Source organism: Streptomyces sp. NPDC038280, assembly GCF_055600045.1.
The window spans coordinates 207,255-230,690 of sequence record NZ_JBVJYZ010000005.1; the positions used below are offsets into that span (position 1 = coordinate 207,255).

Genomic DNA, 23,436 nt, shown 5'->3' on the forward strand with positions numbered 1-23,436 from the left:
GCGCCGTCACCGCGCGCCCGGGCCCGCGGCGTGAAGCGTCAGGCCCTGCCGTCCTGGCAGCGTGCCAGCCAGTCCGAGGCCGCGGTGAACTCGGCGTCCGACGTGCCGGGCCGGAGCTGCCGCACGTCCGCCACCGCCACGCCCGCCCGGGGGTACGACCCCAGGAACCGCACGTTCGGGCAGATGCGCTTCAGGCCCATCAGTGCCTCGCCCACCCTGCGGTCCGAGATATGGCCCTCGGCGTCGACGGCGAAGCAGTAGTTGCCGATTCCCGCACCCGTGGGCCGCGACTGGATCAGCATCAGGTTGACGCCGCGCACCGCGAACTCCTGAAGCAGTTCGAGCAGTGCACCCGGATGGTCGTCGCCCAGCCAGATGACGACGGAGGTCTTGTCCGCCCCGGTGGGGGCGGCGGGCCTGGCGGGCCTGCCGACGAGGACGAACCGCGTCTCGGCGTTCTCCGCGTCGTGGATCTCGGTGACCAGCGCTTCCAGTCCGTAGGTCGCCGCGGCGAACTCGCCCGCGAAGGCCGCGTCGAAACGCCCCTCCTGGACCAGCCGCGCTCCGTCCGCGTTCGACGCGGCCGACTCCCACACCGCGTCCGGCAAATGGGCCCGCAGCCAGTTCCGGACCTGAGGCTGCGCGACCGGGTGGCCGGTGACCGTCTTGATCTCGGACAGCTTGGTGCCCGGCCGTACGAGCAGCGCGAACGCGATCGGCAGCAGTACCTCGCGGTAGATCATCAACGGCTCACCGGAGGCGAGCTCGTCGATGGTCGCGGTGACCCCGCCCTCCACCGAGTTCTCGATCGGCACGAGAGCGGCGGCGGCCTCGCCGTTGCGCACCGCGTCCAGCGCGGCCGGCACGGAGAGCATCGGAACGAGCTCCCGGGTGGCGGCTTCCGGGAGCGTCCGCAGGGCGGCCTCCGTGAAGGTGCCCTCGGGGCCGAGATAGGTGTAGCGCGTGGCCGACATACCGTCACCCTAATGGGCCCGCGACGCGACGGGCCCGTCTCTGTCCACGTCTCCAGGGTCCCGCCCCGGGGCCCGCGGCGCGAGCGCCGCCCTTCGCTGTCCTCACGACTCCAGGAGCCGCTGGCCCACGTACTCGCCCTCCGCCGGGCCTCCCGGGACCGCGAAGAGCCCGCTGGCCTCGTGGCGGAGGAACGGCGAGAGCGCGTCGCCCCGGTCGAGCTTGCGCTGCACGGGGACGAAGCCCTTGAGGGGATCGGCCTGCCAGCAGATGAAGAGCAGACCCGCGTCCGGCGTACCGTCCGGGCCGATTCCGTCGTGGAAGGAGAACGGCCTGCGCAGCATCGCCGCCCCGCCGTTCTGTTCGGGGGCGGAGATCCGGGCATGGGCGTTGCCGGGGATGACGAGCTTCCCGTCCGGTCCCGTCTTGTTCAGATCCGGCTCGGTGGTCTCGGTGCCGCCCGTCAGCGGGGCGCCGTCCGACTTCCGGCGGCCGATGACCTGCTCCTGCTTGTCCAGGGGCAGCTTCTCCCAGTCGTCCAGAAGCATCCGGATGCGGCGGACGACGGCGTACGAGCCGTCCGCCATCCACGCCGGCGTCCCGCCCGAAGGGACGAAGATCCGGCGGTCGAAGTCCGGATCGGACGGCTTCGGATTGCCCGTGCCGTCGACCTGGCCCATCAGATTGCGGGCGGTCATCGGCCGCGGCGTCGCGCCGAGCGAACGGTTGAAGCCGTTCATCTGCCAGCGCACCCGCGCCGCGTCGCCCGCGGCCTTCTGCAGGGCCCGCAGCGCATGGAACGCGACCAGCGCGTCGTCGGCGCCGATCTGTACCCACAGGTCGCCGTTCGACCGCTTGGGGTCCAGCGCGTCGGCGGAGAACGCGGGCAGCGCGTCCAACTGCGGCGGGCGCTGTGCCGTCAGGCCCGTACGGCCGAAGAAGGAGTGTCCGAAGCCGAGGGTCACGGTCAGCGAGGACGGACCGGCGTCCAGTGCCACGCCGGTGTCGCCGGCGGTCGGCTCCCCCGCCATCAGCGCCTTCGCCGTGACCGACCAGCGCCGCAGCAGCGCGGCCGCCTCCTTGCGTCCCGCGCCTGGCGCGAGGTCGAAGGCGATCAGATGGCCCTTGGCCTGAAGCGGAGTGGTGATCCCCGCTTGATGTTTCCCGTGAAACATCACCTCCGAGGAGCCGACGCCCGCCAGCGCCGTGGCCCCTTCGGAGCCCGCGGACTCGCCCGAGACCGCCGCGTACACCCCCGCGCCGCCGACCGCGCCGAGCGCCAGCCCTGCCGCGCCCGCCGCGCCGACGGTGCCGAGCATCCGCCGCCGCGAGATTTCGAGGTTCTCAGTCACGGGTCAGCCGATCTTCACGTTCTTGTCGATGGTCGTCTGGTCGATGTCCGAGGTGCGTACGGTCACCTGGATCTGCCAGTCCCCGGGCATCGGGATCTGCACGTTGCTCGCGCTCCAGTGTCCGGTCTGGATGCGGTCCGGGACGGCGGGCAGAGGCCCGATCTCCTTCGCCTTCAGGGTGAAGGAGACTCTGATCTCGGGAACGTCGAGGGGCCGCCCATTGGGCCGGTCCACAAAGATGTGCAGCGCGTTGGCGCCGGAGCGGCCCGGGTCGAGGGTGAGCCGTAGGGTGCCCTTGCCGTCCTGGCCGCCGGTGTCGAAGGGCATCCGGATGTCGACGGGGCGGTCGGGCACGGCGGTGGCCGTCGTCGAGGACTGGGCCTTGGCGGCCTCCTCCTCCGTACGGCCCGGCTCGGTCGAGGTCAGTACGGTTGTCACGGCCAGCAGGACCACGGCGACACCCGCTTCGGCCATGACCGAGCGGCGCAGGCCGGTGCGGCAGGGGTCGGCGTCGCGGATCCGCTTCTTGCGGGCCGTGGCCATGGCGGCCTTCTGACGGGCGAGCTGAGCGGCCCTCTCCGGATCCTCGGGAACGGTGACCTTCTCGGCCTCCGCCTCCTCCGCGTCCTCGGCATCCTGCTCGGCCCCGTCCGCCTCTTCGGCCTCTTCGGCTTCGGCGTCCACCGTGGCTGTTGCCGCCAGCCGCCGCGTCCAGCGCCGGGACATCCACGCGATGCCGACCAGTACGACGACCAGCCCCACCTTGAGCAGCAGCAGCTGTCCGTACGAGGTGCCCGTCAGCGCCGACCAGGAGCCGACCTGCCGCCAGGACTGGTAGACGCCGGTCGCCGAGAGCACGACCACCGACCAGAACGCGACCGTGGAGAACCGCCGTACGGCCGTCCCCTCGATCGTCGGCGCCCGGTGCAACGCGACCAGCAACGCGGCCAGGCCGCCGAGCCAGGTGGCGACGGCCAGCAGGTGCAGGATGTCGACGGGCATCGCGACGCCGGGCTGGAGTCCGGTCGAGGCGTGCTCGGCGAGCGCCCAGGTCCCGGCGATCCCGGCGGCGACGACGGTTCCGCCGACGGCGAGCCCGAAGGTGAGGTCCTTCTTCTCCTTCTCGTCCTCGCGCTTCGCGTACGCCCCGAAGAGAACGGCGACGAAGAGCGCGGCCGCCCCGAGCAGCAGCAGCCGGGAGACCAGCGACGCGCCGGTCTTGGTCTCGAGTACGGATTTGAGGCCGCCGAGGTCGAACGCGTCGGCGAGGTTCCCCGAGTCCGTGTACGGATGGCGCAGCAGCAGCATGGCCAGGGTGCCGGCCGTCAGGGCCAGCCAGCCGCGCACGACCAACCGCTGCACCGGCCGTACGGACGCGCCGCGCGGCCAGCAGGTGAGGACGAACGCGGCGCCGCCGACGAGCACGGTGAAGCCCGCGTACGAGAGATAGCGCGCGATGTCGTAGAGCAGGCCGACGAGACCGCCGCCGGCTTCTTCCTTCGGCAGGGCGACCGTGGTTTGGGAGGGGGCCCCGACCGAGAAGGTGAAGGCGCCTGAAATGGGGTGGCTGTCGGCGGAGACCAGCCGCCAGGCCACCGTGTACGTGCCGTTCGGGAGCCCGGAGTGGAGCGCGACGGCGTACTTCACGACGGATCCGCTGCACAGATCGCGCAGTTCACCGGTGTCGGCGCGCTTGCCGCTGGGGTCCATGACGCGGATGGCGTCGTCTCCGAGGGCGACCTGTTCGGAGAAGGTCAGGCTGACGGTCTGCGGGGCCTTGGCGACCACCGCCCCGTCCTTCGGGTCGCTCCCGGTGAGCGCGGCGTGCGCCGACGCGGGAGCCGCGGCGGCGAGCAGAGCGCCGGTGAGCGTGGCGAGGAGCGTGGCCGCGACCAGCAGCAGTCGCAGGACCGCGGCGGGCCCGAAGCGCGGGGCGGTGGCTGTCATGGTGTGTCAGTCCCTCAAGTAGCTCAGTGCTTCTTCGGGTTGTGGTTCGGCGCCTCGACGGGAAGCTCGACCTTGATCGGGTCGGACTTCTCGAAGTGGAGCTCGACGCTCACCTTGTCGCCCTGCTTCGGCTTCTCCTTGATCTTCATGAACATGATGTGGTTGCCGCCGCGTTCGAGGGCCAGCTCGCCGTTCGCGGGGATGTCGAGCGACTCGACCTGCCGCATCTTCTGGTTCACGCTCTCGTGGATCGTGACGTCGTCGGAGAGCGGGCTGCTGACGGACGTGAGCTTGTCGGCCGTCCCGCTGTCGTTCTTGATGACGAGGAAGCCACCGGCCATGTCCATCACCGGCTGCGGCATGAACGCGCCGCTGACCTTCAGTTCCGGCTTCGACGACCGCTCCGGCCCGCTGTCCGTGGAGCAACCGGCCAGGGCGAGGCCCGCCGCCAGGGCTATGGAGGAGACGAGGGCGGTGCGGCGGTTCACGGGTTCTCCCCCTTGATGATCTTCGGCAGGTCCTTGGCGTAGTCGTCCGCGGTGGTGTCCTCGCCGTACAGGACATAGCCCTGGTCGGTCGTGGGCGAGAACGCGATCACCTGCGCTCCGTGCATGGAGACGACTGTGCCGTCCTTCTCCTTCTTCGGCGGGTCGATGCCGATGCCGATCTGACGCGCGCCGGCCTGGATGGCCGCGAAGTCGCCGGTCAGACCGGTGAAGGAGGGGTCACCCGCGGACGGCAGCCACTTGCCGAGCTCCGCCGAGGTGTCGCGCTCGGGGTCGGTGGTGACGAAGACGACCTGGAGCTTGTCCTGATCGGCCTTGGGGAGCTGCTTCCTGGCAATGGCGATGTTGCTCATCGTCAGCGGGCAGACGTCCGGGCAGTGCGTGTAGCCGAAGTAGATCAGCGTCGGCTTGCCCTTGGTCCGCTCGCGCAGGTCGTACTTCTGGCCCTTGGTGTCCGTGAGGACGAGGGCGGGCTTCTGGAAGGGGCGGTCGAGCACCGTGCCCGGCTTGGAGCCGTCGGTGTCGGAGGAGACGTTGGCGACCGGGCTTCCGGCCTGGTCGTCGCCTCCGCCGCACGCGGACAGGGCGAGCGCGGCGGCGGCGACGAGGGCCGCCGCGACCAGCGGGGTGCGCCGCGTGCCGCGACGCCCCCCGTCGTTCTTCAGGTGGTGCATGAGGGTTCTCTCTCAGGCTTTCAGGAAGGGTGGCCGGCCGTCAGGCCGAGCGGCGGCGGCCGGCGAGGACGCCGAAGGCGACACCGGCGGCGCCCACCAGGATGCCGACGATGCCGAGGACGCGGGCGGTGGTGTCGGACGACGCCGACTCGGCGTGGGCCTCCGCCCTGCTGTCGGCCGTGTCGTGACCGGCGTTCTTCGCCTTGTCGTCGCTGCCGCCGCCTTGGTGGTCCTCGGTGGCGGCCGACAGCTTGAGCACGGGCGCCGGGTTCTCGGGCTCGGCAGCGCCCTCCTTGGGCTCCTCGATCCAGCGCACGACCTCGTTGTTGTCGTACGTCTGCACGGCCTTGAAGACCAGCTGGTCCGCGTCCTCGGGCAGGCGGCCGAGGGAGACCGGGAACTGCTGGAACTCACCGGGCCCGATCTTCGAACCGGCCGCCGTCCAGGTCACCTTGGACACCGACTCAGTGATCTTCTTGCCGTGCATGTCGAGCGGCTTGGCCAGCTTGGTCTTGGTCGTCTCGACCTTCCAGCCGGGGACGGGCTGCGGCATCACGGAGGCCAGCGGGTGATCGGCCGGGATGTTCAGCTCGACCTTGATGGTGGAGGCGTTCGGCCGCTCGTTGGGGACCTTGACGTTCACCGTGGCGTAGCCGCCCTTGGCCGCCGCGCCCTGCGGCTGCACGCCGACGTGGGCGAAGGCGGTGCTTGAGAGCAGGAGAACGGAGGAGACGGCGACGCCGCCGGCGACGGCGAGACGCGAAACGCTGACAGAACTCATGGCTGAACACACTCCAGGAACAGGAAAGTGGTGACGTGACCGGGGCGCGGACACGCGCGGGTACCGCGGCACCACTCCCGTCGAGTGGGCCGCGTCAGGCTGCGAGGCAGAGCGCGACGGCCGGGGGGCCGCGCCTGATCACCGTGTGCTGGAGGGCCTCCGCCGCGGAGGGCGGCGGGGTGTCACGACGGGTCCCGGCGGTGCGCGGGCCCGTCGAGGGGAGACCGGGAAGTCCGGCCAGCAGGGCGCCTACGAAGGCGAGGGCGGAGCGAAGGGCCCGTACGAGCGCCCCTTCCGCGATCTCGATGGCGCCCTGTGCGGAGAGCTGGGCGACCCGGCGCAGGGCCCTGTCCCCCCGGCGTAGCAGCCAGCCGGTGGCCAGCGCGGCGAGCAGATGGCCGAGCACCATGGTGAGGCTGGGCAGCAGGCTCGCGCTCTCGGCCGTACGGGCGGCGGCGCCGCCGATGTGGTGATGGCCGTCGGCGACGGTCGCCGTCGCCGGGTCGAGTCCGGCGGTCGTGATGATCCGGCTCGCGTCGGCGGGGGTGAGTGAGGCGGCACCCGCTCCGCAGACCAGCTTGGTCGCCATCCGGATCAGCGCGTCGTCGGCCTGCGGCCCGACGCCCACCATCAGATGGCGCTGGCCGAGACCGAACAGGGTGTGCAGCGAGAGCTGTCCGACGGCCAGGGCGCCGACGATCACCGGAAGCGACCGCTCGCGTCCCGTGAACAGCGAGGTGAGCGCGAAGACGCCCACGAAGCCCAGGAGCAGCGTCCACCAGGGGACCGTCGCGCACGCGGCGAGCACGTGTCCCAGCGCGGACAGCACGACACAGACCGCGGTGAACACCGCGGCCCGCAGGAGCCGTGAAGAGGCTCCGGAAGGTGCTGTCGACGAGGGTGCAGACATAGCGGGCTCATCATCGCACTGCGCTTGTGCCCGCCACACGGCAGGTCCGGAAGATCACCGTTTGGCGGCAGAGGCCCGACATACACCGGCGTGCGGGGTGGTGTGAATCCGCCGGATGGGCGCTCTCGCCTCGATGGGTGGCTTACAAGCCCGGCCTTGCGGCAATACGTATCGGTATGTCGAGCGGGGGCCGGGAGGCTGGCGCATGAGCATCTGGTGGTCACTCCATCTGCGGCGTGAGGCTGCGAGTGTGCCGCTGGCCCGCCGCCTCCTGATCGGCACGATGGAGACGGCGGGGGTCGATCCGGACGACTCCTACGAACTCTCGGTGGCGCTCAGCGAAGCATGTGCGAACGCGGTGGAGCACGGCGGCGATCTGGGGGCCGGTGAGGCGTCCGAGGCGTACCGGGTGACGGCCTATCTCGACGGCGAGACCTGTCATATCGAAGTGACCGACTCGGGTCCGGGTTTCCCGGCGGGAGAGGGCTTCGCCGCCCGCCTCCCGGTCCCGCACACCCAGGAACACGGCCGGGGCATGCGGCTGATCGAGGAGCTCGCCGACCATGTGTACTTCGGGAACGGCGGCGGCGGCCGGGGCGGCGCGGTGGTCAGCTTCGACAAGATCGTGAAGTGGCGCCCGGACGCGCCGCTCGCCCTGACCTGACGTCGGCCGCCGGCGGCCGGACACGCCGACGGCCCCCGCCGAGGAACCGACAGGGGCCGCCGTGTGCTGTGCGGGGTCAGCCCTTCAGGCCGGCCATCCACGCCTCGACCTCGTCCGACCGGCGCGGCAGCGCCGCGGACAGGTTCCGGTTCCCGTCCTCGGTGACCAGGATGTCGTCCTCGATCCGGACGCCGATCCCGCGGTACTCCTCCGGCACCGTCAGGTCGTCGGCCTGGAAGTACAGACCCGGCTCGACGGTCAGGCACATGCCCGGCTCCAGCGTCGTGTCGACATACGTCTCGGTGCGCGCGGCGGCGCAGTCGTGGACGTCCATGCCGAGCATGTGGCCGGTGCCGTGCAGGGTCCAGCGGCGCTGCAGGTCCAGCTCCAGGACGCGCTCGACGGGACCCTCGACCAGACCCCACTCGACGAGCTTCTCGGCCAGGACGCGCTGCGCCGCGTCGTGGAAGTCGCGGTAGGCGGCGCCGGGCTTCACCGCGGCGATGCCCGCCTCCTGGGCCTCGTACACCGCGTCGTAGATCTTGCGCTGGAGGTCGGTGTAGCGGCCGTTGATCGGCAGGGTGCGCGTGACGTCGGCGGTGTAGAGCTCGGTGGTCTCCACGCCGGCGTCGAGCAGCAGCAGCTCGCCGGAGCGCACCGGGCCGTCGTTGCGCACCCAGTGCAGGGTGGTGGCGTGCGGACCCGCGGCGCAGATGGAGCCGTAGCCGATGTCGTTGCCCTCGACACGGGCACGCAGGAAGAAGGTGCCTTCGATGTAGCGCTCGCTCGTCGCCTCGGCCTTGTCGAGGACCTTGACGACGTCCTCGAACCCACGGGCGGTGGAGTCGCACGCCTTCTGCAGCTCGGCGATCTCGAACTCGTCCTTGACCAGGCGCGCCTCGGAGAGGAACACCCGCAGTTCCTCGTCGCGCTCGGCGGTGACCTTGTCGGTCAGGGCGGCCTCGACGGCGGAGTCGTGACCGCGGACGTTGCGGACCGGACCGGTGGCCTCGCGCAGCATGGCGGGGAGCTCGCGGACGTCCTTGGCCGGGATGCCGAGAAGCTGCTCGGCCTCGGCGAGCGAGTGCCTGCGGCCGACCCACAGCTCGCCCTGGCCGTCCAGCCAGAACTCACCGTTCTCGCGGTTGGAGCGCGGCAGCAGATAGAGGGTGGCCCGGTGGCCGCCGTCCTTCACCGGCTCCAGGACGAGAACGCCGTCCTGGGTCTGATCGCCGGTGAGGTACGCGTACTCGGTGGAGGCGCGGAAGCTGTACTCGGTGTCGTTCGACCGGGTCTTCAGATTGCCCGCGGGGATCACCAGACGCTCGCCCGGGAAGCGGGCCGAGAGCGCGGCGCGCCGGGCGGCGGTGTGGGCCGCCTGGGCGATCGGCTCCAGGTCACGCAGTTCGGTGTCGGCCCAGCCGGACTTCATGTTCTCGGCGAGTTCATCGGAAACGCCCGAGTAAAGGCCGTTCTTGCGCTGCTTGATCGGCTCTTCTGCCTCTTCCGGGGTCTCCGGGATGAGCTCTTCGGCCACGGGTCCGCCTCCTTGTTGGTACGACACTGAACCCCCTCCATCGTACGGTCGTACGGAAGGGGGCCCAGGGCCGGAAGGCCCATTACCAAGATCGGTGTTTCGCGGGCGGCCCGGTTGCCGGTTTCAGGCGAAGCGCGCGGCGAGAAGGACCACGTCCTCGCCGCCGCCGTCGGCGTCCAGGCCCTCCGGCAGGACGGTCCGGAGCACATGGTCGGCGATCGCGCCGGGATCGCCGCGGTCCGCCCTGGGCACGCCGGCCGCCGCGGCGTGGAGCCGCGCGAACGCCCGGTCCATCGGGTCGCCGGTCCGCCGAAGCAGCCCGTCCGTATAGAGCAAGACCGTTTCTCCGGGTGCGAGGGAGAGCTCCACGCTGGGCGCCTCCCAGCACGACAGCATGCCGAGCGGAGCGGACAGGGACGTTTCGACGTACTCGGTGCGCCGCTCACCGACGATCAGCGGCGGGGTGTGTCCCGCCCCTGCCAGCACGATCTTGCGCTGGGCGGGCTCGGCGTAGCCGAAGAGCGCGGTGGCCGAGCGGGCCGGCTCGGTCAGCCGCAGCAGCAGTTCGAGATCGGAGAGTACGGCGACGGGGTCCTCGCCCTCCATCACGGCGTACGCCCGCAGGCTGGCCCGCAGCCGGCCCATCGCGGCCAGCGCGCTCGGTCCCGAACCGGAGACCGAGCCGACCGCCAGGCCCAGCGCGGCATCGGGCAGCGGCAGTGCGTCGTACCAGTCGCCGCCGCCCTGGGAGCCGGTGCGGTGGCGCGCGGCGAGCTGCACACCGGGAACGCGGGGGAGCCTGCTGGGCAGCAGCTCCTCGGCGACGGTGGCGATCTCGGCGCGGGCCCGCTCCAGTTCGAGGAGGCGCGCCAGGTGCTCGGTGGCGTAGCGGGCGTAGAGGCCGACGAGGTGGCGTCGGCGTTCGATCGGTTCCGCCGGTTCGTCGTAGAGCCAGACGACGGCCCCGAGCTTCCCGGCCTCCTCGGTGGCCAGCGGCAGGGCGTAACTGGCGGCGTAGCCGAGGCGGGCGGCGACCTCGCGGTGGCGCGGGTCGAGATGCTCGTCGCCGAGCAGATCGGGGACGGCGATCGGATCGGGAACCGCGACCGGATCGGGAAGGCCCTCCAGGATGCGGCCGTAGGAGGTGGCGCTGCGGGGCACGGTCTCGATGTGGCCGAGTTCGGCGTGGGCGAGTCCGAGGCCGATGGTCAGGGCGGGGCCCAGGCCGTCGGCCGGTTCCAGTACGGCCATGCCGCGTCGCGCGCCCACCAGGGCGGCTCCGGCGCGCAGCAGTTCGTGCAGCGCGTCGTCGAGCGACCCGGTCCGCGCCAGGCGTTCGGTGAGTTCATGGAGGGTGGTGAGATCGGAGACCCAGCCGGCCAATCGGTCCTGGAGCAGCGCGCCGGGCGGGGCCGGAGCGGCGGAAACGCCCGGCAGGGGCGCCGCAGTGTGCGTGGGCGAAGGAACCGTTGAATCGATTCCAGCCACTTTAGGCAGGTGAGGGGCGCTCATGCCAGCCGGCTTTCCGACCGGTGCGTTTCGCGCAATAGCATCGCAAACCCCCATGTCATTCTGCGCCGCTATCAACGCATCCACATGTACACGCACAAGTAAGGGGATGTCCAGCATTGTCAACCCGGGACTTGCGGTGTCTGTGGGGTGAGGGAGGGGTAACGAACTTGGCCAAAAATTGCCCCCTATGCACGGTATTTGAGGTCGACTGACACCGCGTGAATGGGGTTCCTCCGGGGGCAGGTCCCGGGGGGAGCGTCATTCCGAGCGTGTTGGGTACGTACACGGAGATGGCAAGGGGCAGTTGGCACAGCCCCGGAACCTGGTGGAGAGCCCCGGCGTCTTAACCGCCGACGGCCGCACCCCATCCCCGGGTGGCGGGGACAGTTCAGCGGGTCGGTACGCGCCAGGGGCGCGCCACCCCTCGCCACGCGTTTAATGGACTACAGCCCATGCTCGGGCCCGAGCTCGACGCTCCTGACGGGGGCGAGGGCGCGCCGCTTTGTACGCACAGTGAAGCAATGCACACCAGATGTGATGTGGACCCTCGGCGTTCAACGGAAAGGAACGAGCGCTCATGCGCGAGATCCTCGGAAGGCGACGCAGGCTCCGGTTCCGGCGCAAGGGGAGGCCTGTCCAGCTCGACGCGGTGCTCACCTGCGCCACCGAGTGGCACTGGCCGGTCCTCCCCGGTGTGGGGCTGACGTCGGCCGGAAGCCGTAGCGACCGCGGGCGCGGATGCGCCTGCCCCGATCCCGAGTGCGTCGTACCCGGCGCACACCCCTTCGACCCCGGGCTGCTGGCCGCCTCCACCGACGCGCGCATGGTGCGCTGGTGGTGGACCAACCGGCCCGACGCCCCGATCCTCCTGGCCACCGGAGGCGTCGCACCGTGCGCGGTCAGCCTCCCGGCGGTCGCCGGGGCCCGCGCCCTGGCCGCGCTGGACCGGATGGGCATGAGACTCGGCCCGGTCGTGGCGACACCGACCCGGTGGTCGCTGCTGGTCGCGCCGTACAGCCTCGAACAACTCGGCGAACTGCTCTACGCCAAGGACTCCGTGCCCAGTTCCCTCCGCTTCCACGGGGAGGGCGGCTATCTCGTCCTGCCGCCCTCGGTCATCGGCACGGGCCAGGTCCGCTGGGAGCGCGCGCCACTGGCCGGGTCGGCGACGCCCTGGCTGCCGGATGTCGAGGCGGTGGTGGACGCGCTGGTCGAGGCGAGCACCAGCGCACCCGGCGGGGGCAGCCGCCTCGCGTACTGAAGGGCGGCCGCCGCGCGTAGTAGGGGCGCGGCGGCCGTTCGCCCACTGAGGAGGCCCTTCGCGTACTGAGGGGCCTTCGCCCGTTGAGAGGTACGCCCGGCTGAGGGGGGCGGCCGCGGAGACTGCCTGGCCCCGGTGAGTCACTCGTACGGGTGTGAGCCGGGGCCAGTTCCCCGGGAATTGGGCGCGCGGCTCCCGGGCGCCCGCAATCCGCCGATATCGTCGGCCCACCGTCAGGATTTCCCGGGCAGTCGGCAGGTTGGCAGGTGGGGCCACGATGAATCTCCGCACGATCCGCATGATCGGACTCGGGGTCGCCGTCGTGTTCGCCGCCCTGATCCCGCTGGCCGCCTCGGCCGGCCAGGCGGGCGGCCCCGGATCCGGTCCCGCCGACGCGAAGCCGAAGGCCTCACCGGAGCCCGGACTCCTCGGAGTGATCGGATCGGACGGAGCGGACGCGGCGGAGTCGAAGGGCTCCTCGCCGGGCGCCGACGGCCCCCCGCGCCGGTCCGCGCGCTGCGGGCCAGAACTCACCTCTCCCGAAGGGATCGAGGCGCAGACATGTGTCATGTCGGAGGCGCGTGACGCATGGGCGCGCACCTATTACCGGAATGCGACGGGCGAGGTTCTGAGCGCCGTACTCACATTGATGGGACCCGACGGGCGAACCGTGCAGACGCATTGTGAGGTACCGGCGGAGGATGAGCCGGGAACCTGTGAGACGCCGCGCGAACGATCCCATGGGCGGTCGGACGCTTATACGGCGGTGGCGGAGTTCGCGGGGGCGGGCGAGGGCATCGAGACGCCCCTGCTGTTGAGGGTGGGGAGCAACTCCGCTGACGCGGAAGGAAGTTGACGCACTCGCGAGGTCTCGCTCGACACCCGGAGTGATCTCACCGGAACTCACCGGAAAGGCGCGCACCGCGCGGCACGGCGTCCGGGAACGTAAACGCCCGGTCGCTGGCGACGGGGGATGCACCAGCGACCGGGCTTCTAGAACGGTAACAAGAGATCTGCTGTTCGCAAATTCGATCTCGGATATTCGGACAACGATTTAAGCCACCGAACGGGGAGTTGTGGCGGAAGTCACCGACCGGCCGGTCTGTCAGCAGCTTCTGTCACTGGCTCGTTGAGCCGGAGACGGGAGGCCGCAGACCGGCGAGCGAGCGGCGACCGGGGAGACGGAGGCGGGAGGCCGGGGGTCCAGGACCCCGTAGTCCCGGAGCCCCGTAGCCCCGGAGCCTTGGAATCACGGAGCCTTGGAGTCCCGCAGAGCCCGAGCCCGAGTCCCGCTGACCTCGAGCCTCGAGTTCCGCTGACCTCAAGCCGCGATTCCAGTACCCGGGCCTCGAGTCCCCCAGTGCCAGAGTCCGGCCGTCCCTCGTGGGTGGCCCCCGGCGTCAGCTGAGCGTCACCTGGCGATTGGTGAGCCCGCCGCGCGCCCGGCGCTCGTCGGCGGTCAGCGGCTCGGTCACGGCGAGCGCGGCCGCGAGACGCTCGGCGAACTCGGCGGCCGGCTTCTCACACTCCTCCGCGCCCATCGCGCTCGGCAGGTCCCACACGGGGACCATCAGGCCGTGCGCCCGGAAGGAGCCGACCAGGCGCGTTCCCTCGCCGAGCGAGGACGTGCCCGCGGCGTGCAGCCGGGCGAGCGCGTCGAGGAGCGCCTCCTCGGCGTGCGGCATGACCCAGCGCAGATGGTTCTTCTCCGGGGTCTCGCACCAGTACGAGGAGTCCACCGACGAGAGCTTCACGGTCGGGATCGCGGCCGCGTTCGCCCGCTCCAGGGAGGCGGTGACCTCGGCGGACGAGGTGTCCGCGGACTCCGGGATCCAGAATTCGAAGCCGGAGTGGACGGTCGGCTCGAAACCGGCGTCAGCGTCGAGCAGATCCTGCAGTCGCGGACCGTCCGCGGCCGCCCGCTGGGTGGAGACCGGGGTGCCGGGTTCGGCGGTCAGCGCGCGCTGGAGGATGGCGGCCAGGTCCCGGCTGAGGTCGCCGGACGAGGTGTCGTTCTGCAGCGCGAGCAGGACCGAGCCGTCGTCGCGGCGCAGCGCCGGCCAGGCCATCGGCAGGACCGTCGCGAGCGTCACCGAGGGCACGCCCTCCGGAAGCCCGCCCTTCAGGGTCAGTTCGGCGGTCGCCGCGGGCACCAGCTCGCGCAGCGCGACCCAGTCGCACTCGCCGGCCAGGCCCTCGAAGGGGCGCTGGACCAGCTCGGTGACCGCATGGGCGGCCTCCCGGCCGTGGCATGCCTTGTAACGACGGCCCGAACCGCACGGGCAGGGCTCGCGGGCCCCCACCACCGGCACGCTCTCGTTGGCGCCGGCGTCGCGGGCGCCGTCCTTGAACTGCGGCTTGCCGGCCTTGGTCTGGGGGCGCTTCTTGGCCATGGTGTGGCTTTCTCCCGATTACGACAGTGCTGTGTCGGGCGCGAGCCTAGCCGTAGGGAGCCCTCCGGCTCAGTCCAAGCGGTCCAACCGCTCCCGGTGCGCGTCGTAGAGGACGCACGACGTGCCCGGGCCGCTCGCGCGACCCGACTCGCCGCCCCCGAGGGCTCATGATTCCTCGTACGCGTCCTCGTACGCGCCGAGGAAGTCGAAGCCGGGTGCTGTGACGCGCGTAGCGAAGTCGTCGCGACGGTGCCCCTCCGTGACCACGACCCATACGGTGACCTCGCCGGACGCGCTGTCGCGCACGCCCCAGTCCTGAGCCAGCGCGCTGATGATGTTCAGCCCGCGACCACCGCGTGCGGTGACCGAGGGCGTGGCCGGAACCGGTCGGGTCGGACCACCTCCGTCCGTCACCTCGACGGTCAGCCCGCCCTGCTTGTCCAGCCGCCACGCGGCTCGCACGTCACCGTCACCCACGTCCGCGCGGCCCAGTGGCCTGCCGTGCCGGCAGGCATTGCTGAGCAGTTCGGAAAGGATCAGTACCGCGTCGTCGACGACCGATTCGGACATCCCGCTGCGGCGCAACTGCTCCCGCATGCGATGCCTCGCCTCACCCACGCCCGCAGGGCCATGGGGTACGGCCATGCTCGACGACGTGGGCACCTCCTGTGCCACCACCAACGCCACCCCCGAGACCTCCTTCGCCCCACGCCACGTTGTGGATGCCCCAATGGACTGGACCGGAAACCGGCCAGTAGCCCTCCGGTGACGCACTCGACACGATCGAATACGTTCCGAACGCGCCGGTGCACTCCCTGTGACAGTTGTTACAGGCGGCCCAGTTGGGACAGGACCTGCTTGGGGCGATTGGTAATGATCGCCTCGACGCCCAGCCGGGCGCAGAGTTCCACGTCCTCCGGATCGTCCACGGTCCAGACATGGACCTGGTGGCCGGCCCGCTGGAGGCGCACGATCAGGCCGGGGTGGTGGCGCACGATCCGGATGGACGGGCCGGCGATCCGGGCCCCCGCGGGGAGCCGTCCGTCCTTCAGCCGCGGAGTGACGAACTGGGTGAGGTAGACGGTGGGGAGCGTCGGCGCGGCGGCCGCGACGCGGCTCAGCGAGCGGGCCGAGAAGCTCATGACACGTACGGGAGAGGTGCCCGGCGCGGGATCGGCGAGGCCGAACCGCTTGAGCAGCTGGAGCAGCCGCTCCTCCACCTGCCCGGCCCAGCGGGTGGGGTGCTTGGTCTCGATGGCCAGTTCGACGCGGCGCCCGGCGTCGGCGACGAGCTCGAGGAGCCGCTCGAGGGTCAGGACGGAGGTCAGCTCGCGGTCGCCCCAGTCGGGGCTCTCGTTCGACTCCTCGCGCCCCTTCCAGATCCCGAAGTCGAGCGCGGCGAGATCGGCCAGCTCCAGGGCGGAGACGGCGCCGCGGCCGTTGGAGGTGCGGTTGACGCGCCGGTCGTGCACGCAGACGAGGTGGCCGTCGGCGGTGAGCCGTACGTCACATTCGAGGGCGTCGGCCCCGTCCTCGATCGCTTTCACGTACGCCGCGAGGGTGTGCTCCGGGGCGTCCTCGGAGGCGCCTCGGTGAGCGACGACTTGGATCGTGTGCTGCCGTGCGTTTGTCACCGCGTCATGGTGCCATCGAGGGAGGCACGCGCGCGGGCATACGGACATCAGGGGTGACCGGTATGTCCGTATGTAAAGGAAACGGCGAGGATGCACAGGTCCCGCTTACAGTGGCCTGACGGCCTGTGGGAAAAGCTGACCGCAGTCAGTCGACCGTGCACATGCCGAGTCCAGCCGATGAAGTGGAACCGAGGAGAGAGCTGTGAGCACCGAGAACGAGGGCAACGCGATTCCGCCGGAAGCGCCCGCCCCGTCCGCACCCCCCGTGCCGGTCGCCGCTCCCGAGGGAACCCCGGCGTCCGCCGCTCCCCGGCGCGACGCCGCACACGAACCGGCGGCGGTGCCGCAGGAGGGGCCTGGACACTCCCCCCGGTCCGAGCCCGTCACGGCGCCGCTGCCCGGACCGGTCCCGGCGGCGCCGCCGGTGGTGGGCGCGCCGGGCGCCCAGGGCGCGGGCTGGCCCCCGCCCCCGCCGGCGCAGCCGTCGTACGCCGGTGGCGGCAACGGCGGCGGTCAGGGCTGGGGCGCTCCGGCACCCGGCCCCGCGGCCCCGCGCAGGGGCGCCGGCGGACTGGTCGCCACGGTCCTGGCCGCCGCGCTGGTGGCCGGCGGTGTCGGTGGTGGGATCGGTTACTGGGCCGCCAAGCAGGGCGACGACCCGAGCACCTCGACGACCGTCTCGGTCGGCGACTCCCCGGCCGGTTTCAAGCGCGACCCCGGCACGGTCGCGGGGGTGGCGAACAAGGCGCTGCCGAGCGTGGTGACGATCCAGGCCAAGTCCGGCGGCTCGGAAGGCGAGGGCGGCACCGGCACCGGCTTCGTCTACGACAAGGAAGGCCACATCCTCACCAACAACCACGTCGTGGCCTCCGCCGCGGAAGGCGGCACGCTGTCGGCGACCTTCTCCAACGGCAAGACGTACGACGCCGAAGTCATCGGCCGGGCCCAGGGCTACGACGTCGCCGTCCTGAAGCTGAAGAACGCGCCCTCGGGGCTCAGGCCGCTGCCGCTGGGTGACTCCGACAAGGTCGCGGTCGGCGACGCGACGATCGCGATCGGCGCGCCGTTCGGCCTCTCCAACACCGTGACCACCGGCATCATCAGCGCCAAGAACCGCCCGGTCGCCTCGGGCGACGGGTCCGGCAAGTCCAACTCGTACATGAGCGCCCTGCAGACGGACGCCTCGATCAACCCGGGCAACTCCGGCGGCCCGCTCATCGACGCGCGCGGCGCCGTGATCGGCATCAACTCGGCGATCCAGTCGGCCGGCACGGGCGGCCTCGGCCAGTCCCAGGCGGGCTCGATCGGCCTCGGCTTCGCGATCCCGGTGAACCAGGCGAAGAACGTCGCCCAGCAGCTGATCAAGACCGGTCAGCCGGTCTACCCGGTCATCGGCGCGACAGTGAACATGACGGACAAGGGCGAGGGAGCGACGATCGCCGACCAGGGCGCGGGCGGCACGGCCGCGGTGGCCTCGGGAGGCCCGGCGGCGAAGGCCGGCCTGAAGGCGGGCGACGTCATCACCAAGTTCGGCGACAAGCAGATCGACAGCGGCCCGACCCTGATCAGCGAGATCTGGACGCACAAGCCGGGCGACAAGATCAAGCTGACGTACGAGCGCGGCGGCAAGGAGACGACGGTGGACGTCACCCTGGGCGAGCGCAAGGGCGACAGCTGACCGGCTAGTCTGTTCACCGCCGCATCCCTGTCGGGATGGGGCGGGGTGGGTTGCCCGAGCGGCCTAAGGGAACGGTCTTGAAAACCGTCGTGGCGCGAGTCACCGTGGGTTCAAATCCCACACCCACCGCACCACGTCAGCGAAGCCGCTGACCGGAAGGGGTGCCCCGACTAGGGGCGCCCCTTCGTCATGCGGACCTGTCTCACCCTGATCCGCCCGTGTGCCGTTTTGGATCATGGTGTGTGGACCAGGTGTGGACCACGGTCCGTGGACGGATCAGCCGGCGCACACACCCGAACAGCAGCGCTGCGAGCGAGCCCCTGGCACACTCACCGCGTGATCCCACTCAACCTGGCAGTACAGCGGGACAACATAGCCTCGCTTCCGGCGGCGGCGTTCGTCGCTACATGTGCCCTGGTCTTCACCGTGGCTTCGTTCTGGTGGCTCAATGCTCGACAAGGGCGTCTGAAGACCTGGGAGCCGCATTCGTTCGCCATCGTGGCGGATACAGCGAAGGCGCGGCTCCGGTTTCCGCTGGTGCTCCACAACACTGGAGCGAAGCCAATCGTTGTGCTTGACCTTCGCCTGTCATTTCCCGACGAGTCATCGGCCGTCCTCCCGCTGCCATGGACCAGCACCAGGGATCGCCTGCGGCCGGAAACAGAAGATGCTCTCCGTCTGCCTGCGTGCTTCGCGGTTGATGGCCGAGACGCGCAGCAACGATTCATTGAGTTCGGAGCACCTTTCCCCGGGTTCGTGCCGGCGGCCCGCGACTACAAGGTGACCATCGAGGCGAAGCTTGGTCATCGCTTGCTGCGGGATCGTCTGCGGGGAAGGGGCAAGGGGTGGCAACACCTGATCACGTTTACTTTGCGTGCTGGCCATATCACGGAGCCAGGTAGGTACCTTGCCTACAGCAATGCCCCTCATGACCTTACGAAGAGTGATGTGCGTAAGGCTGAATTGGCCCTGGAGGGGCTGCTGATGAAGCTCAAGGAGCACCAGCAGAGCCAGGAACAACAGGGGGACTGAACAACGTGAGAAAGGGGCGCCCCGTGGTTGGGGCGCCCCTTGAGCTGCAACGGTCGTCTATCAGCCATCCGCTTCGTTCGAAGCTGAGCGGGCTCTTTCGATCTGCTGGTTCGCGTGGTTCTGGCTCCGGCGGATGGCCTTGGCGTAGAAGCGGAACAGCACGGCGATGCTGTGGCCGGCGCGGCGGGCGACCTCGGCCGGGGAGACACCGGACTCCAGCCAGAGGGAGACGCACGCGGCGCGAAGTCCGTATGGGACCTCGGTCAGGGGCGTCTTGACTTCCTGCTTGGTGAGGACGACCCGACGAGCAGCCTTCCAGATGTCGCCGTACTCCTTGCTCAGGAGGCCGCCGCCACGGGCCGCGCGGAAGAGTCGGCCATCCTCTGCCGTGCCGAACTCCGCGATGTGGTCGCGGATCAGACGGACCAGGACCGGCGGGATCGGTACCTCGCGGGTGGCCTTTCGGGCGCGCTTCTTGAGGCCCGGGAGTCGTAGGACTCCCCCGAGTCGGTCCAGCCCGAGCCGACGCGAGGGGAGCTGGACGACAGGATGACTTGGCCCCAGCCTTCCTCGGGCAGAGTGAAGTCCGACTCGCGGAGACCCACGGCTTCGCCGGGACGGGTGGCCGCGTAGTAGAGGCACCCGAAGAACGCCTTGAGGCGCCGACCACGGTTCTGCTCGCCCACGGCGTCGATCAGCTTGCGGGCCAGGGCCGGGCCGGGGACGTATCGGAAGTCGATCTCGTCGTCAGTCTCGGGTGCCGTCCAGTCCACCTTGGTCAGGGGCAGGGAGGGCAGGCGGTCCAGCTCGACCGCGTACCGCAGGCAGTTGCTGAACACGGGCACCTTGCGGTTCACCGTGTTGTCCGCCGCAGCGGTCCCGTCCATCTTGCGCGCGAGCGCGTCCAGGGCGGACCGCACGACCGTCGGCGTGTTCAGGGACGAGATGTCCACGGACTTCCGGCCGATCCAGTCGAGGGCTGCCACGATGGCTTCGGGTGCTTCCTCGGCTTCCACCCGGGCCACGAGTTCGCCGTCCTGGTCGAGGACGAGGCGGAAGGCCCAGGAGTAGAGGGCGGTCCGCAGGACCCGGGGAGCGGGGGCACCGCGGTTGTCCTTCACCAGGCGCGGGGTGACCGTGGCGAGCGCGTCCGCGATGCTCGCGCGGTGCTTGGCCGAAGCGTTCGGCCACTTCATTGCCACGTACTCCCGGGCGTGCGTGAACCAGATGGGGGACTGGGCCGCCTGCACCTCGGAGGCCGGCAAGCCGGTCTCGGTGTCGAACTGCTCGCGCTTGCGCAGCGCGGCCAGCAGCTCGGAGCGCCGGCCGTCCGCCTGGGCCTTGATCTTGTAGCTCTTCGAAAACGGCTGCACGCCGACCCGCCAGCGCAGCTGATAGGCCGCAGCGCGGTCGGGGCGCTTGCGGATGCCCCAGATCTGCACATCGAAGGTCAGCACGCGGGCACCTCGCAGCCCTCGAACCAGGCGTCGAGATCGGCACGGCGGATACGGATCTGACCGTTGGGGAGCTTGAGGCAGCGGGGCGCGTTCCCGCGAGCGCGCAGCCGGTAGAAGGCTGCCCGCGACATGCGCAGCTCGGCCAGCGCTTCCACCATCGTCAGCATGCGGGTGGTCGGTGCGTCGGTCACTGCCATACCTCCCCTTCGGTCTTGGCCCGTTCCTTGTCGGCACGGGTCTGGTTGATGTCGTGGCGGGTCTGGGCGGCGAGGAGTTCTTCGCCGGGGCGGTAGCCGGAGGCGAGGTATGCCCAGGAGGACTCGGTGACGAGCACGGTGTCCGGGCTGGGCGCGGGGTGGCCGGCGCGGGCGGCGTCGGCTTGGGCGAGGCGCCAGGCGCGGCGTACGTCGCGGAGGGCGCCGAGGGTGGTGGAGTAGGCGCGGGACTTGGTGGAGAAGTGGCCGCGGAAGCCGAGCATGTGGGCCCGTTCCACAGCACGGCGCCGGTGTAGTCGTACGTCTTGGGGGGTAGGGGCGTGCCGAGTTCGGGAGCGTCCTCGGGGTGGCGGGTGCCGCAGCGGCAGGGGCGCGGCTTACCGTCCGTGGTGGTGGGGCGGTTGTGCACGGGGCCGAAAGAGGGGGCCGTGAGCGTGAGGAAGACGCGGGGGTGGGTCCGGACGGTCTCGGGGACGTCCTTGCCGCCGCAGAGTCCGGCGCGGACGAGGTGGAAGGTGTCGGCGGCGTAGGTGCGGGAGCATCCGGGGCAGCGGGACGCGCGGCGGTTGCCGCAGGTGGTCAGGAGACGTCCGGTGGGTTCGTCGCTGGTGGAGTACGAGCGGATCGTTTCTCCTGTGGTGGCGTTGCTGGTGTGTGTGGCCGACGAGGTTGGCGGGGCGGGTGCAGCCGCGCAGGCGGGTGACCTGTTCGCGGGTGCGGTCGAAGCCGTCGAGGTTGGCCGGTTCGATCAGGTCCCGGACAGCGGGGCTGATCACGTGCCGCAGGTCAAGGTTGCGGGGCATCGGCGGGAGAATCCTTTCCGCTGGTGGAGGCCCCGGGCAGCACCAGCAGAGGGGTGTGGTGCTGCCCGAGGGCATGACGGGCCAGGCCCAGGGGGCCAAGGAGGGGTGAGCCGGAAGGCCGGCGGAGGGTGGGTCAGGCCGACAGCGCGGCGTGTGCGGCGGTGGCCAGCGGGAGGCTGACGCCGAGGCGGGCCTTGAGCTGGGGCACGGTGATCGCCTGACCGTTTGCCGACTGGTGGGCGTCGGCGATTTCGCGGGCGGTGTCCAGCAGGGCCGGGGCCACCTTGACGGCCGGAGCCGGAGCCGGGGCCGAGGCGCGGGCCGGTGCCGGGGCAGGCGCCGGGGGTGCCGTCGGTTCGGGAGCGGGTTCGGGGGTGGGTTCGGGCTCCGGGGCGGGCTCAGGTGCGGCCTCGGCCGGTGTGTCCTGCGGCAGTGCTTCCGGGGCGGGCTCGGGAACCAGGGCCAGGGGCACGGCTGGCGCTGCGGCCGGAGTCGGGGAGGTGACGGCGTGGAAGTGGCGCAGGAGCGCGGGGCCGACGGCGCCCCAGCCGAGCAGGAGCAGAGGGGCCACGGCGTCCACGCAGGCGCGGCCGTAGTGCCTGGCGATGATGGGTTCGGCGACGTTGTAGGGCGAGGGTGAAGAAGCCGGAGGCGTGCATCAGGCGCGTTGCCGCGGTGAGATCTTCGGCGGGTACGCCGCGCAGGGAGAGGTACCGCAAGGCGACCAGGAGGCCGAGGACGGACAGGTCCACCATGGGCGCGATCAGGGGAGCGATCGGGTCGGGGATACCCAGGCGCAGGGCCAGGCTCCAGACGTTGCCGAAGGAGAACACGAAGGCCAGCAAGGCGATGACCGCCATGACCACGGTGACCGTGCGCTGTGTGATCCGGTCTTCTGACATGAGGGGGTTTCACCTCCTTCCAGGGGCGGTTGAGGCTGGGGGGCTGGCAGTTCAGGCGGCCATGGCCGGGGGTTCGGGGTCGCCGTTCTCCTTGGACAGGTCCACAACCGTGCGGTTGGTGAGGTCTTCCAGAAGCCTGGCGGGGTGTCGGACCAGGTGCGTGGTGGCTTCGGCGACGCGGGCGGCGTGCTCGTCGGCGACGTAGGGGGTGCGGATGCGGATGAAGCCGGGGCGGCCGTGCTGGGACATGACCGGCCAAAGCCGCTCCGGCCGGCCGCGCTGTGAGCTGACGGCGTACCAAGGTCGGTTCAGGAGCGGGGAGATTGGTTAAAGCCGCCCGGCAAGGCCCAGTCTGGGTGGTACGTGATAACACGCTCGTACGCCGTCTGGAGGCTCTGTCGATCAGGCTTCCCGCTGAGGGCTACAGAGAAGAAGGCATGCCGGGTATCCGACGCCTCCTTGACTCGGCGAGCATTCAAGACGCCAAACTCGCCGATCCCCATGCCAGCTTCGAAGGAGCCCTTCATCGCGATCTTCACGCACTCGAAGAGGTAGTCCTCACCGCCACAAGCTTCCAGCTGGCCCCTTCGCGCAAGCTCGGCTGCTACATCGTGAAGCCCAGTGGGCTTGCCAGCCCGGTGCAGGTCGACGATGGCGCTGTAGATCGCACCGTTCCGGCTCAATCCACCGAACGCGAGTCCATAGGAATGCTCGTTCGGCTCTGGAGTGACCGAGGCTGACACTGCATCTGAAGCGGCATCCCAGAGGGTCTTGAAACGGTCGACCTCCGCTTCCTCTGACAGCTTTGGTCGCGCAGCCTTGGCGAGTTGCTCGACAACCACCTCCACGACGCCCCAGGCAGGAAGCTGGGGCTTGATGAAGGCGTGGTGGATCTTTGTGTGGCTTGCAGCCTTCTTGACCGCTCGTTGCAGTTCACGGGCAGATGGATGTCCTGCCTTGCGGTGGAGGGCATGGAGTTCACTGTTGAGGGTGCGGAGGGGTCCCGCGGGCAAGGTCGGTTTCGTCCAGCGGCCCACAGCAACCTCCATCCGAGCACTCTTACGATCCGATGGTGTCAGGAAGCGTCACGGCTTGTCAGGGAAAGTGAGAGGTTGCCGTGCGCCTGTCACGAGACGTAAATGGCTCTGCCGCGTGACTCAAGCTGCTGCCCACACCAACGTTTGGAGTCTTCGTGGAGCAGATCAG

24 protein-coding genes, 1 tRNA gene and 2 pseudogenes are annotated in these 23,436 nt (G+C 70.5%); 7 read left to right on the plus strand and 20 right to left on the minus strand.

The genetic code is table 11. The features are described from left to right. Window positions 1-38: 38 nt before the first annotated feature. The 7 genes from pheA to ACZ7J0_RS14080 form a co-directional block, all read right to left on the minus strand. A complete protein-coding gene (gene pheA, locus ACZ7J0_RS14050; protein ID WP_470887095.1) occupies window positions 39-974 on the minus strand; it encodes a prephenate dehydratase in 936 nt (311 codons plus the stop codon). Between the two features lie 102 nt (window positions 975-1,076). Then, window positions 1,077-2,291, minus strand: a complete 1,215-nt coding sequence (gene efeB, locus ACZ7J0_RS14055; protein WP_470887326.1) for an iron uptake transporter deferrochelatase/peroxidase subunit — start codon at window positions 2,289-2,291, stop codon at window positions 1,077-1,079. A 36-nt stretch (window positions 2,292-2,327) separates the two neighbouring features. Continuing rightward, the gene (locus ACZ7J0_RS14060) at window positions 2,328-4,271 is read right to left on the minus strand and encodes a copper resistance protein CopC (RefSeq protein WP_470887097.1); all 1,944 of its coding nucleotides are present in this window, start codon (window positions 4,269-4,271) and stop codon (window positions 2,328-2,330) included. A gap of 23 nt (window positions 4,272-4,294) precedes the next feature. Then, on the minus strand, window positions 4,295-4,759 hold the full coding sequence (locus tag ACZ7J0_RS14065) for a copper chaperone PCu(A)C (RefSeq protein ID WP_470887099.1): 465 nt from the start codon (window positions 4,757-4,759) through the stop codon (window positions 4,295-4,297). Continuing rightward, window positions 4,756-5,451 carry an SCO family protein gene (locus tag ACZ7J0_RS14070; protein ID WP_470887101.1) on the minus strand — a complete coding sequence of 232 codons (696 nt, stop codon included), beginning with the start codon at window positions 5,449-5,451 and terminating at the stop codon, window positions 4,756-4,758. Before ACZ7J0_RS14070 ends, ACZ7J0_RS14065 begins: the two co-directional genes overlap by 4 nt. A 40-nt stretch (window positions 5,452-5,491) precedes the next feature. After that, window positions 5,492-6,232 (minus strand): YcnI family copper-binding membrane protein, encoded by a 741-nt coding sequence (locus ACZ7J0_RS14075; protein ID WP_470887103.1) that lies wholly within the window; start codon window positions 6,230-6,232, stop codon window positions 5,492-5,494. Between the two features lie 94 nt (window positions 6,233-6,326). Next, a complete protein-coding gene (locus ACZ7J0_RS14080; RefSeq protein WP_470887105.1) occupies window positions 6,327-7,142 on the minus strand; it encodes a hypothetical protein in 816 nt (271 codons plus the stop codon). A gap of 205 nt (window positions 7,143-7,347) precedes the next feature. On the opposite strand from ACZ7J0_RS14080, the gene ACZ7J0_RS14085 reads away from it, so the two are divergent. Further along, on the plus strand, window positions 7,348-7,806 hold the full coding sequence (locus tag ACZ7J0_RS14085; protein WP_470887107.1) for an ATP-binding protein: 459 nt from the start codon (window positions 7,348-7,350) through the stop codon (window positions 7,804-7,806). Between the two features lie 76 nt (window positions 7,807-7,882). Here ACZ7J0_RS14085 and ACZ7J0_RS14090 read toward each other — a convergent pair whose 3' ends face one another. Both ACZ7J0_RS14090 and ACZ7J0_RS14095 read right to left on the minus strand, forming a co-directional pair. Continuing rightward, window positions 7,883-9,343 carry an aminopeptidase P family protein gene (locus tag ACZ7J0_RS14090; RefSeq protein ID WP_470887109.1) on the minus strand — a complete coding sequence of 487 codons (1,461 nt, stop codon included), beginning with the start codon at window positions 9,341-9,343 and terminating at the stop codon, window positions 7,883-7,885. Window positions 9,344-9,466: 123 nt separating this feature from the next. Next, window positions 9,467-10,972: a PP2C family protein-serine/threonine phosphatase gene (locus ACZ7J0_RS14095; RefSeq protein WP_470887111.1), complete on the minus strand. Its 1,506-nt coding sequence runs from the start codon at window positions 10,970-10,972 to the stop codon at window positions 9,467-9,469. A gap of 460 nt (window positions 10,973-11,432) precedes the next feature. Here ACZ7J0_RS14095 and ACZ7J0_RS14100 point away from each other — a divergent pair, with 460 nt between their 5' ends. Continuing rightward, window positions 11,433-12,116: a bifunctional DNA primase/polymerase gene (locus tag ACZ7J0_RS14100; protein ID WP_470887113.1), complete on the plus strand. Its 684-nt coding sequence runs from the start codon at window positions 11,433-11,435 to the stop codon at window positions 12,114-12,116. A 277-nt stretch (window positions 12,117-12,393) separates the two neighbouring features. After that, the gene (locus tag ACZ7J0_RS14105; RefSeq protein WP_470887115.1) at window positions 12,394-12,972 is read left to right on the plus strand and encodes a hypothetical protein; all 579 of its coding nucleotides are present in this window, start codon (window positions 12,394-12,396) and stop codon (window positions 12,970-12,972) included. A gap of 544 nt (window positions 12,973-13,516) precedes the next feature. Here ACZ7J0_RS14105 and ACZ7J0_RS14110 read toward each other — a convergent pair. The 3 genes from ACZ7J0_RS14110 to ACZ7J0_RS14120 all read right to left on the minus strand — a co-directional run bounded on the left by ACZ7J0_RS14110 (window position 13,517) and on the right by ACZ7J0_RS14120 (window position 16,143). Continuing rightward, window positions 13,517-14,509 (minus strand): DUF5926 family protein, encoded by a 993-nt coding sequence (locus ACZ7J0_RS14110; RefSeq protein WP_470887117.1) that lies wholly within the window; start codon window positions 14,507-14,509, stop codon window positions 13,517-13,519. Window positions 14,510-14,674: 165 nt separating this feature from the next. Then, window positions 14,675-15,283, minus strand: coding sequence for an ATP-binding protein (locus ACZ7J0_RS14115; RefSeq protein ID WP_470887119.1), 609 nt, complete (start codon window positions 15,281-15,283; stop codon window positions 14,675-14,677). A 53-nt stretch (window positions 15,284-15,336) separates the two neighbouring features. Next, window positions 15,337-16,143, minus strand: a complete 807-nt coding sequence (locus tag ACZ7J0_RS14120; protein ID WP_470887121.1) for a glycerophosphodiester phosphodiesterase — start codon at window positions 16,141-16,143, stop codon at window positions 15,337-15,339. A 202-nt stretch (window positions 16,144-16,345) separates the two neighbouring features. Between ACZ7J0_RS14120 and ACZ7J0_RS14125 the strand changes: the two genes are divergently transcribed. The 4 genes from ACZ7J0_RS14125 (at window position 16,346) to ACZ7J0_RS14140 (ending at window position 19,348) form a co-directional block, all read left to right on the plus strand. Further along, window positions 16,346-17,821 (plus strand): S1C family serine protease, encoded by a 1,476-nt coding sequence (locus ACZ7J0_RS14125; protein WP_470887123.1) that lies wholly within the window; start codon window positions 16,346-16,348, stop codon window positions 17,819-17,821. A 44-nt stretch (window positions 17,822-17,865) separates the two neighbouring features. Then, a tRNA-Ser gene (locus ACZ7J0_RS14130) sits at window positions 17,866-17,950 on the plus strand. 207 nt (window positions 17,951-18,157) lie between these two features. Beyond that, the gene (locus ACZ7J0_RS14135) at window positions 18,158-18,853 is read left to right on the plus strand and encodes a hypothetical protein (RefSeq protein ID WP_470887125.1); all 696 of its coding nucleotides are present in this window, start codon (window positions 18,158-18,160) and stop codon (window positions 18,851-18,853) included. A gap of 114 nt (window positions 18,854-18,967) precedes the next feature. Then, window positions 18,968-19,348 (plus strand): hypothetical protein, encoded by a 381-nt coding sequence (locus tag ACZ7J0_RS14140; RefSeq protein WP_470887127.1) that lies wholly within the window; start codon window positions 18,968-18,970, stop codon window positions 19,346-19,348. Here the strand turns inward: ACZ7J0_RS14140 and ACZ7J0_RS14145 are convergent. From ACZ7J0_RS14145 to ACZ7J0_RS14180, 8 genes and pseudogenes are all read right to left on the minus strand, one after another. Then, on the minus strand, window positions 19,270-20,310 hold the full coding sequence (locus ACZ7J0_RS14145; RefSeq protein WP_470887340.1) for a site-specific integrase: 1,041 nt from the start codon (window positions 20,308-20,310) through the stop codon (window positions 19,270-19,272). The genes ACZ7J0_RS14140 and ACZ7J0_RS14145 overlap by 79 nt on opposite strands. Further along, window positions 20,304-20,507, minus strand: coding sequence for a helix-turn-helix transcriptional regulator (locus ACZ7J0_RS14150; protein ID WP_470887129.1), 204 nt, complete (start codon window positions 20,505-20,507; stop codon window positions 20,304-20,306). The genes ACZ7J0_RS14145 and ACZ7J0_RS14150 overlap by 7 nt, the downstream gene beginning before the upstream one ends. After that, window positions 20,498-20,788 (minus strand): replication initiator, encoded by a 291-nt coding sequence (locus tag ACZ7J0_RS14155; protein ID WP_470887131.1) that lies wholly within the window; start codon window positions 20,786-20,788, stop codon window positions 20,498-20,500. Before ACZ7J0_RS14155 ends, ACZ7J0_RS14150 begins: the two co-directional genes overlap by 10 nt. Window positions 20,789-20,796: 8 nt before the next feature. Continuing rightward, window positions 20,797-21,328 (minus strand): annotated as a pseudogene (locus tag ACZ7J0_RS14160) (replication initiator); the annotation flags it as partial. Window positions 21,329-21,461: 133 nt separating this feature from the next. Then, window positions 21,462-21,899: a hypothetical protein gene (locus tag ACZ7J0_RS14165; protein ID WP_470887342.1), complete on the minus strand. Its 438-nt coding sequence runs from the start codon at window positions 21,897-21,899 to the stop codon at window positions 21,462-21,464. 136 nt (window positions 21,900-22,035) lie between these two features. Further along, window positions 22,036-22,230, minus strand: a pseudogene (locus ACZ7J0_RS14170) (DUF2637 domain-containing protein); the annotation flags it as partial. A gap of 51 nt (window positions 22,231-22,281) precedes the next feature. Then, the gene (locus ACZ7J0_RS14175) at window positions 22,282-22,479 is read right to left on the minus strand and encodes a hypothetical protein (protein ID WP_470887133.1); all 198 of its coding nucleotides are present in this window, start codon (window positions 22,477-22,479) and stop codon (window positions 22,282-22,284) included. A 59-nt stretch (window positions 22,480-22,538) separates the two neighbouring features. Continuing rightward, window positions 22,539-23,279 carry a DnaB-like helicase N-terminal domain-containing protein gene (locus ACZ7J0_RS14180; protein ID WP_470887135.1) on the minus strand — a complete coding sequence of 247 codons (741 nt, stop codon included), beginning with the start codon at window positions 23,277-23,279 and terminating at the stop codon, window positions 22,539-22,541. Window positions 23,280-23,436 lie beyond the last annotated feature (157 nt).

What these genes read in the sequence shown, in the direction of transcription:
- ACZ7J0_RS14105 (WP_470887115.1), top strand. Translation starts at nt 12,394, where the DNA reads ATGAATCTCCGCACGATCCGCATGATCGGACTCGGGGTCGCCGTCGTG.
- ACZ7J0_RS14060 (WP_470887097.1), bottom strand. Translation starts at nt 4,271, where the DNA reads ATGACAGCCACCGCCCCGCGCTTCGGGCCCGCCGCGGTCCTGCGACTG.
- ACZ7J0_RS14175 (WP_470887133.1), bottom strand. Translation starts at nt 22,479, where the DNA reads ATGTCCCAGCACGGCCGCCCCGGCTTCATCCGCATCCGCACCCCCTAC.
- ACZ7J0_RS14155 (WP_470887131.1), bottom strand. Translation starts at nt 20,788, where the DNA reads ATGCTCGGCTTCCGCGGCCACTTCTCCACCAAGTCCCGCGCCTACTCC.
- ACZ7J0_RS14070 (WP_470887101.1), bottom strand. Translation starts at nt 5,451, where the DNA reads ATGCACCACCTGAAGAACGACGGGGGGCGTCGCGGCACGCGGCGCACC.
- ACZ7J0_RS14075 (WP_470887103.1), bottom strand. Translation starts at nt 6,232, where the DNA reads ATGAGTTCTGTCAGCGTTTCGCGTCTCGCCGTCGCCGGCGGCGTCGCC.
- ACZ7J0_RS14150 (WP_470887129.1), bottom strand. Translation starts at nt 20,507, where the DNA reads ATGGCAGTGACCGACGCACCGACCACCCGCATGCTGACGATGGTGGAA.
- ACZ7J0_RS14100 (WP_470887113.1), top strand. Translation starts at nt 11,433, where the DNA reads ATGCGCGAGATCCTCGGAAGGCGACGCAGGCTCCGGTTCCGGCGCAAG.
- pheA (WP_470887095.1), bottom strand. Translation starts at nt 974, where the DNA reads ATGTCGGCCACGCGCTACACCTATCTCGGCCCCGAGGGCACCTTCACG.
- ACZ7J0_RS14085 (WP_470887107.1), top strand. Translation starts at nt 7,348, where the DNA reads ATGAGCATCTGGTGGTCACTCCATCTGCGGCGTGAGGCTGCGAGTGTG.
- ACZ7J0_RS14080 (WP_470887105.1), bottom strand. Translation starts at nt 7,142, where the DNA reads ATGTCTGCACCCTCGTCGACAGCACCTTCCGGAGCCTCTTCACGGCTC.
- ACZ7J0_RS14095 (WP_470887111.1), bottom strand. Translation starts at nt 10,972, where the DNA reads ATGCTGGACATCCCCTTACTTGTGCGTGTACATGTGGATGCGTTGATA.
- ACZ7J0_RS14110 (WP_470887117.1), bottom strand. Translation starts at nt 14,509, where the DNA reads ATGGCCAAGAAGCGCCCCCAGACCAAGGCCGGCAAGCCGCAGTTCAAG.
- ACZ7J0_RS14180 (WP_470887135.1), bottom strand. Translation starts at nt 23,279, where the DNA reads ATGGAGGTTGCTGTGGGCCGCTGGACGAAACCGACCTTGCCCGCGGGA.
- efeB (WP_470887326.1), bottom strand. Translation starts at nt 2,291, where the DNA reads ATGCTCGGCACCGTCGGCGCGGCGGGCGCGGCAGGGCTGGCGCTCGGC.